We start from the raw sequence: 12,505 nt of genomic DNA, 5'->3' as shown, positions 1-12,505 counted from the left end.
AAATAAAGAGAAATCACGTGACGACAATAAAAGCAAACAGTGCGGTAACCCTACACTTCACCATTAAATTAAAAGATGGCTCTATTGCGGATAGCACTCATAATATGGGCAAACCAGCGAAATTGGTTATTGGTGATGGCAGTCTAAGCGACAATTTTGAGTTGTGCTTAATCGGTCTGAGTGCCGGAGAATCCAAAACCATTGAGTTAAAAGCCGAAGACGCGTTTGGTTTGTCTAACCCAGATAACATCCACCATATGGATCGCGCCAAATTTGCCGGTAATACTGAGGTGGAAGTTGGCACGATTATGGCGTTTAGTGGCCGCGATGGCTTAGAAATTCCTGGCATTATCACCGCTATTGCGGGCGATTCGGTAACGGTTGATTTTAACCACCCACTTGCAGGACAAGATGTCATTTTTGATGTTGAAATTTTGTCTGTAGAATAATTGGCAACTTGCGATAACCCTATTCAATGAGCAATGAAATGAAAATATTGTTAGCCAACCCTCGTGGTTTTTGCGCCGGTGTTGATCGTGCGATCAGCATTGTTGAACGCGCACTTGAGCTATATCAGCCTCCGATTTATGTACGACATGAAGTGGTGCATAACCGCTTTGTGGTGGAAGGGCTGAAGCAGCGCGGGGCCATTTTTGTTGAGGACTTACACGAAGTACCTGATGACAATATTGTAATCTTTTCTGCTCATGGCGTTTCGCAAGCAGTGAGACTTGAAGCGAAAGCGCGTGCATTAACCGTGTTTGATGCCACTTGCCCTTTGGTGACTAAAGTGCATATGGAAGTGGCTCGAGCCAGTCGCCGCAGTATGGAAGTGGTATTGATTGGCCATGCAGGTCATCCTGAAGTGGAAGGAACCATGGGCCAATACGCCAGTAAAAAAGGTGGCATGTACTTGGTTGAAAAACCGGAAGATGTTGAATCACTAAAAGCTATCGTTAAAGATCCGACTAATTTACATTATGTTAGCCAAACCACCTTGTCGGTGGATGAAACAGCCGATGTGATTGATAAATTGCGTGAAGTGTTTCCGGATATTCAGGGACCACGTAAAGATGATATTTGTTACGCGACACAAAACCGCCAAGATGCAGTGCGTCAACTTGCATTGGATGTTGATTTGGTGGTGGTAGTGGGCTCGAAAAACTCATCAAACTCTACGCGTTTAAAAGAATTGGCGGAAAAGCTCGGAACGCCGGGTTACTTGATTGATTGCCCTGAAGATATTGATCCAACGTGGTTCGATGGTAAGAAAACCGTTGGCGTCACGGCCGGCGCATCGGCACCCGAAGCATTAGTGAATCAGATCCTAGATCGAATTAAAGAGCTTGGTGCTCAATCGGTTGAAGAAGTGCTTGGACGAGAAGAGAACATGTTTTTTGAAGTGCCCAAAGAGCTGCAAATCAAGCAAATCGACTAGTCAATAAAAAGTATTTGAATTAGACGTACCAATAAAAGAAGAAGGGCTTCCAAATGGAAGCCCTTTTCTATAACGCAAGCGAAGCGTCATTCACACTATGCAGTTTCTGTGACTGCTTTCGGTTTTTCTTCATCGGTAAGTTCGATGTCGCCTTTACCTTTGGAGATTCTAATTACATATATGGTTACGGACAGTGAGAACAAAATACCGGCAATGGTTGATGCTTGCATCGGTAAGCCAAAGCCTAATGCACTGTTATTAAGAATGAAGGTGGCACAAACCGTGGTCATAAACATCGCGGGGATAGTCGCAATCCAATGCAGTTTGTTGTGGCGTAGTAAATAGGCGGAAGCGGTCCAAAGCATCATTACTGCTGTGGTTTGGTTGGCAAAACCGAAGTAGCGCCAAATAATACCGAAATCCACTTGAGTGAGAATGGCACCCAAAACAAACAGCGGCAGTGCCATGAACAAGCGATTACGCAGCGTTTTTTGTTCCATATTGAAATATTCAGCTAAGATCAAACGACTAGAGCGAAATGCAGTATCGCCTGAGGTGATGGGTAGGATAACCACACCCAAGAAGGCGATGATGCCGCCAAACACACCTAATAAGCCAAAGGATGCGCTGTACACAACGTTACCCGGGCCGCCGTTTTTCACCGCTTCTGATAATCCTTCCAATGAACCAAAGAAAGAGAGTGCAATCGCACACCAGATAAGTGCGATAATGCCTTCACCAATCATGGCACCGTAAAACACGAAGCGGCCATTTTTTTCATTTTCCATACAGCGAGCCATCAATGGCGACTGAGTTGCATGGAAACCAGAGATAGCACCGCAAGCAATCGTGATAAAGAGCGCTGGCCAAAGTGGTAGGTCGTTCGGGTTCATGTTGCTGAACATGTCGCTCATTTCAAAACCGCCCATCACAGTGTGTTCACTGGAAAGTGCAATCGCGGTCATTAAGCCAACCGACATAAAGATTAACAATGCGCCGAACAGTGGGTAGAAACGGCCGATGATTTTATCGACAGGAACGATGGTGGCGAGAATGTAGTAAGCGAAAATGATCACCACCATTGAGGTCATGCTCACCGTTAGACTCGTTTGCTCGTTAATCAGATTGGTGATCATCCCCGCAGGCGCAGAAACGAAAACAACCCCCACAAGCAGTAGCAGTACAATGGCAAAAATGTTCATAAAATGTTTGGCGCCATTGCCTAGGTAACGGCCAGTAATGGTGGGCACTGAAGCGCCGCCATTGCGTACCGACAACATGCCTGAAAAGTAGTCATGCACCGCACCTGCAAAAATACAGCCAACGACAATCCACAACATTGCTGCAGGACCATAGAGTGCGCCCATGATTGGGCCGAAAATTGGGCCTACGCCAGCAATATTAAGCAATTGTACCAAGTAGACTTTTTTGGTCGACATAGGAACATAGTCCACGCCATCACTCATGGTGTGGGCCGGTGTTTTACGGTTCTCGTTAATACCAAATACTTTTTCTACAAAAGCGCCGTAGATAAAGTATCCGGCCAGTAGGGCTGCGACACAGGTAAGAAACCACATCATAGCAATTGTCCTTTATGAATGAATTAAGCTCACTGTGGATAATAAAGGGCTCTGTGACGAGAAACATCTGCTTTTCCAGTGAGCGGCACTATAGCCAGTTAAGTGGCTATTTCACACAATAAGTGGTTTAGGGCTCGTCTCATCATCTGGATCAATAATGCTTTGCTGCTGGGAGGCAATGAGTGGCATCTTACAAGCAATCTGCTAGGCTAATTGAATGAAAATAAGAACTTAAGGACAACAATGAAAAAATTAAGTGTATTGTGCGCTGCTATATTGATGATTGGGTGTGCGGCCTCTGATGCTGAATTAGCACAAAACGGAGATTGGCAACAAATTGGTTATCAAGATGGAGTCACAGGTCATACTCAGCGCAGCTATAAAAAGCTTTCTGAGCTGGGTTCGGTGCAACAAGCCGATTACGAAGCGGGATACGTTAAAGGGCTAAGCGAGTATTGTAACCCCAATTTCGCCTATCAAATTGGATTGTCAGGACTATATTATGAAGGTGCGTGCGAAGGAACCGAGCAAGCACAGCGCTTTCGCATGGAATGGCAACGGGGTTGGAATGAGTTTTCTAATTAACCCACCTATTGATGGGTTATCCATTTAAGATATCGCTATTAGAGAAAATATATGCATGAAGAGTTTATTGCTTTAGCTATTGCAGCCATTGGCGTTCTTGGTTTGACGTGCCAGTGGTTAGCATGGAAGTTGCGTCTTCCTGCTATTTTATTTTTATTAATTGCGGGCATTGTCGTTGGTCCGTTGACTGGGTGGTTAGAACCTCAGCAGCTATTGGGAGAATTATTATTCCCTTTGATTTCTCTTGCGGTTGCGGTGATTTTGTTTGAGGGTAGCCTCACACTCAACTTCAAAGATATTCGCGGCGTCAACCACACTGTGTGGAGCATTGTGTCGCTTGGAGCCCTAGTTTCATGGGGAATAACCAGCGTTGCGTCGTATTATTTATTGGACTTTGATTGGTCACTTGCGCTGCTGTTTGGCAGTTTGACCGTAGTTACCGGGCCGACCGTCATAGTACCGCTGCTACGTACCGTGCGGCCAAATGCTCGACTTTCCAATATATTGCGCTGGGAAGGAATACTCATCGACCCGTTGGGTGCACTGTTTGTGGTGATGGTGTATGAGTTTATTATCTCTAGCAGTGAAGCGCATAGCTTATACGTTTTCTCTTTAATTATTGGTGTTGGTTTAAGTATAGGAGCGGCCGCTGGCCAAGCCGTCGCTGTCATATTGAGGCGAGGCATGTTGCCTGAATATTTACAGCCTTTTGCTGTATTGGCTGTGGTACTTGGCGTCTTTTCCGCTTCTAACGCCATCGAGTCAGAGTCTGGCTTACTGACGGTGACGGTGATGGGGATGTGGCTGGCAAATGCTAAAAACGTCAATATTCAGCATATTCTTCATTTCAAAGAAAACCTGACTATTTTGCTAATCACTGGCCTCTTTATCCTTTTGGCTGCACGCATCGAGCTGGCTGATTTCCAAGCATTAGGGTGGAGTGCATTGCTGTTGTTGGTGGTAATGCAGTTAGTTTCCCGTCCGATGTCCATTTTTATTGCAACCGTGCGCAGCTCATTATCTTTCAAAGAGAAAGCTTTTTTGGCTTGGGTGGCGCCTCGCGGTATTGTGGCTGCTTCTATTTCTTCTCTATTTGCTATCAAACTGACAGCGGCAGGTGTAGAGGGAGCGACACTATTAGTGCCTTTAACGTTTATGGTCATTATTGGAACGGTGATTTTACAAAGTGCGACGGCGCGTCCTATTGCAATGGCATTGAAGGTGGCAGAACCTGCTCCGCGTGGTTTTTTGATTATTGGTGCGAATGACGTCGCTCGAGCGCTTGGAAAGGCGTTTGCGAAATATGATTGTCGCGTTGTGCTCACCGATTCTAACTGGGACTACATTAGTCAGGCGCGAATGGCGGGGCTAGCCAATTATTATGGTAATCCGATATCAAGCCACGCCGATGAATATTTAGATTTGATTGGTATTGGTCATGTGGTTGCACTTAGCCCTGATAAGCATTTCAATATTATGGCTTGCATGCATTTTCTCAGTGATTTCGGTGAAAAACGCGTATTTTGTTTGAACGATCATGCCAATGACAATAGTAGCGATAAACACAAAGTGGCTCAGGAATATCACGGTTTATCACTTTTTAATGGTGAAGTGAGTTATAAAAAATTAGCCAGTTTGATCAACCAAGGTGCAGAAATTAAGCACACAAAACTGAGCGAAAGTTTCACCTACCAAGATTATCTCCAGCAGAACAAAGAACATTTTGTTTTGCCACTGTTTATGGTGAACGTCAAAGGCCGTATCCAGATGCACCATTCTATTCAGGAGTTTTTACCTACGGAAGGTGAAATAGTCGTCTCGTTGATCAAACAGAGCCAGAGCCACTAGTGGCTCTCGTGTTCACTTTCCATTGCCCGGCGAAGAAAACCATCAGACTCAGTCAATTTATCCATAGCTTCTGCATAACTTAACCCCGTCAAGTGCATCAATATCGCTACTTTTACATTGTTGTTGCTTTGGGCTAATAAGTATTCAGCCTCAGCGCGTTCACAGTCGGTTGCTTGCATCACAATTCGCACCGCTCTGGCGATGAGTTTTCGGTTAGTGGCCTTAACATCGACCATTAAATTTTGGTAACTCTTACCAAGACGGATCATGCTAGCGGTGGTGAGCATGTTGAGTACCAGCTTCTGCGCTGTACCGGATTTTAAGCGCGTTGAACCGGTCAGAGCTTCTGGCCCAACGACAGGGCTAATGGCTATTTGCGCCAATTCTGCAATCGGGGAATCCGGGTTACATGATAGGGCAATGGTTGTCGCGCCCAAATCATTAGCATACTCCAAGGCACCGATGACATAAGGTGTTCGCCCACTAGCGGCAATGCCAACAACCACATCTTGATCCGTAAAATGAATACTTTTGAGATCTTGAATGCCGAGTTCTGCGCAATCTTCCGCCCCTTCTTTAGCACTGAACATGGCCTCTTTCCCACCGGCAATCAAACCAATCACCATCTGATCGCTAACCCCAAATGTTGGAGGGCACTCTGATGCATCAAGAACGCCTAATCGACCACTGGTTCCTGCGCCAATGTAGATTAATCGACCACCATGTTTGAATGCATAGGTAATTCGATCCACGGCTAAGGCGATCTCCGGAATGACTTTTTCGACGGCCAGCGGAACGTGTTTATCTTGTTGATTGAGCCGTTCTACAATTTCTTGTGCTGATAGTAGGTCAATATCCATTGTGTCAGGGTTGCGACCTTCGGAAATAAGGTGAGAAAGCGCAGAGAGCAGCGCGTCATTAGTCATACCATTCCTTACTTATTAATGAGTAAAATAGACCACACCCAACGAAGCGAGAGCGCTTGCTCCGGTTACTTCTGGTAGATTGCTGGGTAAATTATGCAGACGACGTTGAGCAAGCCAAGCAAAAGCCATCGCTTCCATGTAGTCACTATCCACCCCTTTATCGCTGGTGGGCATGATGCGCCAGTGTGCTAAATGGGCCTGCAAACGTTCAACCAATAGCGGGTTACGGGCACCGCCCCCACACAGCAGCAATTCCGGCGCTGGCCCACATTGGTAGTGTGCGACTTGCGTGGCGATGGTGAGTGCTGTGTATTCACAGAGTGTACGTTGCACATCTTCTGCTGCTAACGAAAACTCAGCCAATATCTGCTGAAGCCAAGGGAGATTAAACAGCTCGCGACCTGTACTTTTCGGTGCATTCAACGCAAGGTACGGCTCTTGATTGAGACGTTCGAGTAGTGGTTGGTGTACCTTTCCCGATCTCGCCCACATGCCATTGTCATCAAATTTATGGCCTGTCTGTTCAAAGCACCACGCATCCATCAACATATTGCCCGGACCCGTATCGTAGCCTAATACTTTTTGCTGCGGCCGCAGTACCGAAATATTAGCGATGCCACCAATATTGAGTACTACAACGCTCGAATCGGTTGATTTGAAAATGGTGTCGTGAAATGCAGGGACTAATGGCGCTCCTTGGCCGCCGAGCGCCATATCTTTGCGCCGAAAATCAGCCACCGTGTCGATGCCAGTTTTGCTGCTGATAATATTGGCATCACCGAGTTGCATCGTAAAAGGCGTATTGCCGTTGGGTTGATGAAAAACCGTTTGGCCATGGCAGCCAATCGCGCGAATATCGCACGCTTGATAGCCTGATTGAGCCAGTAAAGCGATGACTGCATCAGCAAACAGATGGCCGAGCAAGTGGTCTAACTCGCCAATCTCTTGCACATTGGTTGATTGCCCAATACAGACATTCAGCAAACGCTGTTTGAGATCTTCTGGCATTGGGAAATCAGCGTGAGCCAATAAACGAATTTGGTTGCCATCCATTTCGACCAGCGCTGTATCGACACCATCCATGCTGGTGCCAGACATCACACCAATGTAGCGTTCAATGCTCTTCATTCGCTTCTCCTTCAACTCAAAAACAAAATCATTGTAATAGAAATTCAAAGCGAATAACCTCGTTAAATTAACTGTTTAAGTAAATTTTTGGAGTGAGCATGGGACCGTTGTGGCTAGATGTGGCAGGCTGTGAATTGAGCGCTGAAGACAAAGAGATTCTTGAGCATCCCACTGTCGGCGGGGTCATTCTTTTTGCGCGTAATTATCACGATAACGCGCAGTTGCTTGCGCTTAATAAAGCGATTCGCCACGCAGCAAAACGTCCGATTTTGATTGGTGTCGATCAAGAAGGTGGGCGAGTACAACGTTTTCGTGATGGGTTTTCGCTGATCCCTGCCGTGCAGCAGTATGCCAAGCAGAATAATGGTGAAGCATTAGCTCGCCAAGGTGGCTGGCTGATGGCGGTGGAGTTGATTGCTCATGATATTGATCTCAGCTTTGCTCCTGTATTGGATAAAGGTCATGCATGTAAAGCGATTGGTAATCGTGCTTTTGGCGATGATGTACAGAGCATCATTCGCCACAGTTCAGCCTATATGCAAGGCATGAAAGAGGCTGGCATGGCAACAACAGGTAAACACTTTCCCGGTCACGGCGGGGTAATCGCTGACTCGCATCTTGAGACGCCCTATGATGAGCGCAGCACGGTAATGGAAGAGGACATGGCAATATTCAAAGCGCAGATTGAAGCTGGAGTGCTCGATGCCATGATGCCTGCGCATGTGATTTATCCTCACTATGATGATCAACCTGCCAGCGGTTCTGCGTTTTGGTTGAAGCAAGTACTTCGCCAGCAGTTAGGGTTCAAAGGATTAGTCTTTTCTGATGATTTAACAATGGAAGGAGCATCTGTCATGGGCGGTCCTGCCGAGCGCGCGCATCAATCGTTAGCCGCTGGATGTGACATGATTTTAGTGTGCAATCAACGCGCAGCTCAAATTGAAGTGTTGGATAATTTGCCGATTTTGGATGTGCCAGCGGCTGAGTCTCTACTCAAACGTCGTGCTTTTAATCTTCCTCAACTGCAAAGTACTGAACAGTGGAAGCAAGCTTCAGAAGCGATGAAACGACTGCTTGGTGAGTAAAAAAATGGCGCTGTGCGTGAAAGCTTCAGCGCCGTTATTTTCTATTCGTTGCGGTTAGTGAAAACCCAGAACTTCTTTTAAATTTTTTAGATAACGTCGACTGACGGGCACTTTGTGATCACTAAGGGTGATGATTTCCGCCAGCCCATTGTCCAATAATTTGATCTCTTTAATCGCCCTAGTATTGATTAAATACTGGCGGTGACAACGAACCAGTGGCGTTCTTTCTTCCAAAATTTTGAGCGTTAATTGGCTGGTGGCTCGTTGTAAATGAGTTTGCACATGAACACCACTGATGTCGCTCAAAGCAAACTCGACATCTTTGGTGGCAATGATCACAATTCGATTTAATCCAATGCAGGGAACTTGATCTAACCCTGCTGGTGATAAAATTGAAAAATCCTGCTTTTTGTGCCCTTGGCGAACTAAACGTTGCAGCGTTTTCTTTAAGCGCTCAGGGTCAACCGGCTTGAGTAGGTAATCAAATGCATTTTCCTCAAACGCTTGCAGCGCATACTGATCATAAGCGGTGACAAACACCACATTGGGCATCGTATCTGGGTCAAGCATCCCTAGCAGCTCAATGCCAGTAACTTGTGGCATTTGGATGTCGAGAAACACCACGTCTGGCTTTAGCTGATTGATTTTTTTTAACCCTTCGATCGCATTACTGGCGTGACCAATCACATCAACATCGCCCGTCTCTTCTAGTAGCTCAGTCAGTTCTTCCCGAGCGAGCAGTTCGTCATCAATAACCAGTGCCGATAGCATGTTATTCCCTTAGTTAAATCCTTGATGAGGAATGAGAAAGCTCATTCGTGTGTATTGATTAGCCAATACTTCCGTTTTTAGTGCGGCTTGTTCGCCAAATTTATTAGTTAAGCGTTTATTGACAATTTGCATGCCTAAACCATCGTAATCTTCATTCGGAGCTTGGTAACTGCCCGCATTATCTTCCACTACAATTTTGTATCCTTCCGTTTGCGCTTGGCTGTAGATTCGTACCCGTCCGCCTTCTAACAAGTTAGAGGTGCCGTGCTTTATCGCATTTTCTACCAGTGGCTGTAGAGTAAAACTGGGTACATTGCGCTCAAGCAGTAATGCATCATCGATGGCAATATCCACTTCAAGGCGATCGGCAAAACGCGCTTGTTCTATGGTTAAGTAGGCTTTGACATGTGCTAATTCTTCTTTAAGAGTCACTGTCTCAATATTTTGTTTGAGGTTACTACGAAAGAAGTGCGAAAGATGCTGGATAAGTTCTCGCGCTTTGTCGGGATCACGGCGGGTGATGGCACTAATGGTATTGAGCGCATTAAACAGAAAGTGGGGGTTGACTTGAGCATGCAGCAGTTTGATCTCGGCGCGAGAAAGCAGCATCTGCTTTTGTTGGTATTCGCCGTACAGAATTTGGCTCGACAGTAATTGTGCAATCCCTTCCGCCATTGACATGTTAATTGTTGAAAAAAGCTTACGCTTCGGCTCGTACAGCTTTATGGTTCCAATTACGCGATCACCTGCTCGAAGTGGAATAATTAACGCTGAACCGAGTTTGCAGCTTTTGGAGAGTGAGCATTGATAAGGGGAATCTTTTCCGTCGAGGTAAATAATGCGGTTTTTGGTGATCGCATCGAGTGTACTTTGTGATGAGATGGGCGTATTGGGTTTGTGGTGGTCATCACCGATACCGATAAACGCGAGTATTTTTTCTCTATCGGTGATGGATACTGCGCCAACATTGGTCATTTCGTAAACAATTCGAGCGACTTTACCTGCATTGTGTGGATTAAAACCGTTGGCCAAAATGCCAACTGAACGCTCAGCAATATTCAGTGCGCGACGAGAAAAGGTGGCGGAATACTCTTCAAAAATGGTTTTTCTGTCTTGTAAAATGCTCATGAATAGCGCCGCGCCGACTGAGTTAGCGATGATCATGGGCGCGGCGATGGTCGAGACTAAGGCGTATGCATCAACAAACGGTTTAGCGACTAACAAAATTACCAACATTTGCACTATCTCAGCAAACAGTGTTACGGCAAAGACAATGCTGGGGCTAAACAGGAGTCGCCCTTTGCCCTTTCTCAGTAAATAGGTGTGGAGCAATCCACCAATCAACCCTTCTGCAGTGGTTGAAATGGCGCATGCCACATCGGTAAAACCGCCTAAAGTGTAGCGATGCATACCGCCAGTAAATCCAACCGCAAACCCCACAATGGGGCCACCAAATAACCCACCCATGACGGCACCTATCGCCCGCGTATTGGCAATCGCATCGTTGATCTGCAAACCAAAATAGGTGCCCATGATGCAAAAGAGGGAAAACAAAACATAGGTACTGATTTTGTGGCTAATTCGACTGGAAATGTTAAGCAGCGGCAAGAAAATGGGTGTTTTGCTCAACATATAAGCGAGAACGAGGTAAACACACATCTGTTGCAGTAAGGAAAGAATTAAATCCATGTCAAAAACCCGTTGGTTTGGTGATCCCCTTTTCACTTGAAGCTACAGTGGTATTGGCTTTGTTCATTTTCCTAAGCGTAGAGTTTTCTATATACATTAGGATTTATGTATGGATGGCCAGACTGTAACACCAATCTCTTTGGGTATGATTTACGATTCATCCTCACTATTTTAGGTGAGATAGAGAGAATAAAATACGCGTCAGCTTATATTTTTTGCTTTAATAGAAGATAAATACACATGTAATTTTATTTTTACACATAATGTTTTTTTAAATTTACACTTGAAATGTTTTTAAAGCCTGTTAATTTGTCTTTTATTGGTGTTTAGGTATGCAATAAGATTTTTTGTAAACAAATAATTACAGGTGATGAGATGCAAAAAAGTGAACTAAGTAATATTAATATCAGTGATGAGCAAGTGCTGATCACTCCGGAACAATTAAAAGCTAAGCTGCCGCTCAGTCATCAAGCTCGCCAGTTCATTCAACACTCTCGTCAGACAATTGCCAATATTATCCATAAAAAAGATCACCGTTTACTGGTGGTGTGCGGTCCTTGCTCTATTCATGATATTGATGCGGCAAAAGAGTACGCAAAGCGCTTGAAATCACTCTCAGAGCAGTTGAGGGATCAACTGTACATTGTCATGCGTGTTTACTTTGAAAAGCCGCGTACAACGGTTGGCTGGAAAGGTCTGATTAACGATCCTCATCTTGATGGCAGTTTTGATATCGAACATGGTTTACACGTTGGTCGTCAATTGTTAGTTGAGCTAGCGGAGATGGAGATCCCTCTGGCGACCGAAGCGCTTGATCCGATCAGCCCTCAATATTTAGCCGATACATTCAGTTGGGCTGCGATTGGTGCACGCACTACGGAATCCCAAACACACCGAGAAATGGCAAGTGGTTTGTCGATGCCGATTGGGTTTAAAAACGGCACCGATGGCAATTTAGCAACGGCAATCAATGCGATGCAGGCGGCGTCATCCAGCCACCGCTTTATGGGCATTAATAGTGAAGGGCAAGTGGCCTTACTTACCACTCAAGGCAACCCAAATGGGCATGTCATTTTACGTGGCGGTAAGCAAACCAACTACGATTCAGTGTCGGTCACCGAGTGTGAGCAAGAGATGGCAAAACATAAATTGGATGCCTCGTTAATGGTGGATTGCAGCCATGCTAATTCACGTAAAGATTACCGTCGTCAGCCGTTAGTCGCTGAAGATGTGATTCATCAAATTCGTGAAGGAAATCAGTCTATTATTGGCTTGATGATTGAAAGTCACCTCAATGAAGGTAATCAATCTTCTGACCTTCCTCGCAACGAAATGGAATACGGTGTATCGATTACGGATGCCTGTATTAATTGGCCATCAACTGAGGCACTATTACGACATGCTCATCAAGAGCTCGTTCCGTTCTTAGAAAATCGCCTAAAAAAAGGTGAATAA

Annotated in this window: 11 protein-coding genes; 6 read left to right on the top strand and 5 right to left on the bottom strand. The window is 45.4% G+C overall.

The window, feature by feature from the left end:
- The first annotated feature begins 17 nt into the window (after nucleotides 1-17).
- Both fkpB and ispH read left to right on the top strand, forming a co-directional pair.
- Nucleotides 18-449: an FKBP-type peptidyl-prolyl cis-trans isomerase gene (fkpB, locus tag AACQ75_RS17620; protein ID WP_013857554.1), complete on the top strand. Its 432-nt coding sequence runs from the start codon at nucleotides 18-20 to the stop codon at nucleotides 447-449.
- A gap of 26 nt (nucleotides 450-475) precedes the next feature.
- Nucleotides 476-1,438: a 4-hydroxy-3-methylbut-2-enyl diphosphate reductase gene (ispH, locus tag AACQ75_RS17615; protein WP_013857553.1), complete on the top strand. Its 963-nt coding sequence runs from the start codon at nucleotides 476-478 to the stop codon at nucleotides 1,436-1,438.
- Between the two features lie 95 nt (nucleotides 1,439-1,533).
- Here the strand turns inward: ispH and AACQ75_RS17610 are convergent, their stop codons facing one another.
- Complete coding sequence (locus AACQ75_RS17610; RefSeq protein WP_017043277.1) at nucleotides 1,534-3,018, bottom strand: carbon starvation CstA family protein; 1,485 nt, start codon at nucleotides 3,016-3,018, stop codon at nucleotides 1,534-1,536.
- Nucleotides 3,019-3,261: 243 nt separating this feature from the next.
- Between AACQ75_RS17610 and AACQ75_RS17605 the strand changes: the two genes are divergently transcribed.
- Together AACQ75_RS17605 and AACQ75_RS17600 are read left to right on the top strand one after the other, a co-directional pair.
- The gene (locus AACQ75_RS17605) at nucleotides 3,262-3,603 is read left to right on the top strand and encodes a DUF2799 domain-containing protein (RefSeq protein ID WP_170889151.1); all 342 of its coding nucleotides are present in this window, start codon (nucleotides 3,262-3,264) and stop codon (nucleotides 3,601-3,603) included.
- 51 nt (nucleotides 3,604-3,654) lie between these two features.
- Nucleotides 3,655-5,451 carry a cation:proton antiporter gene (locus AACQ75_RS17600; protein WP_094149661.1) on the top strand — a complete coding sequence of 599 codons (1,797 nt, stop codon included), beginning with the start codon at nucleotides 3,655-3,657 and terminating at the stop codon, nucleotides 5,449-5,451.
- Here the strand turns inward: AACQ75_RS17600 and murQ are convergent.
- Nucleotides 5,448-6,377, bottom strand: a complete 930-nt coding sequence (gene murQ / locus AACQ75_RS17595) for an N-acetylmuramic acid 6-phosphate etherase (RefSeq protein WP_013857549.1) — start codon at nucleotides 6,375-6,377, stop codon at nucleotides 5,448-5,450. The genes AACQ75_RS17600 and murQ overlap by 4 nt on opposite strands.
- 15 nt (nucleotides 6,378-6,392) lie before the next feature.
- Nucleotides 6,393-7,505 (bottom strand): anhydro-N-acetylmuramic acid kinase, encoded by a 1,113-nt coding sequence (locus tag AACQ75_RS17590; RefSeq protein ID WP_026028077.1) that lies wholly within the window; start codon nucleotides 7,503-7,505, stop codon nucleotides 6,393-6,395.
- Between the two features lie 98 nt (nucleotides 7,506-7,603).
- On the opposite strand from AACQ75_RS17590, the gene nagZ reads away from it, so the two are divergent.
- A complete protein-coding gene (gene nagZ / locus AACQ75_RS17585) occupies nucleotides 7,604-8,590 on the top strand; it encodes a beta-N-acetylhexosaminidase (RefSeq protein ID WP_170889150.1) in 987 nt (328 codons plus the stop codon).
- Between the two features lie 54 nt (nucleotides 8,591-8,644).
- Here the strand turns inward: nagZ and btsR are convergent, their stop codons facing one another.
- Together btsR and AACQ75_RS17575 are read right to left on the bottom strand one after the other, a co-directional pair.
- Entirely contained in the window at nucleotides 8,645-9,361 is a 717-nt protein-coding gene (gene btsR, locus AACQ75_RS17580; RefSeq protein ID WP_017046291.1) for a two-component system response regulator BtsR, read from the bottom strand.
- Nucleotides 9,362-9,370: 9 nt separating this feature from the next.
- Nucleotides 9,371-11,050 carry a sensor histidine kinase gene (locus tag AACQ75_RS17575; RefSeq protein WP_026028347.1) on the bottom strand — a complete coding sequence of 560 codons (1,680 nt, stop codon included), beginning with the start codon at nucleotides 11,048-11,050 and terminating at the stop codon, nucleotides 9,371-9,373.
- Between the two features lie 375 nt (nucleotides 11,051-11,425).
- On the opposite strand from AACQ75_RS17575, the gene AACQ75_RS17570 reads away from it, so the two are divergent.
- On the top strand, nucleotides 11,426-12,505 hold the full coding sequence (locus tag AACQ75_RS17570) for a 3-deoxy-7-phosphoheptulonate synthase (RefSeq protein WP_017046289.1): 1,080 nt from the start codon (nucleotides 11,426-11,428) through the stop codon (nucleotides 12,503-12,505).

It is taken from the genome of Vibrio sp. B1-2, assembly GCF_963888445.1.
Lineage (GTDB): Bacteria > Pseudomonadota > Gammaproteobacteria > Enterobacterales > Vibrionaceae > Vibrio > Vibrio anguillarum.
Note: the sequence above shows the minus strand (reverse complement) of the source record. Positions and strands in the feature narration are given on the sequence as shown.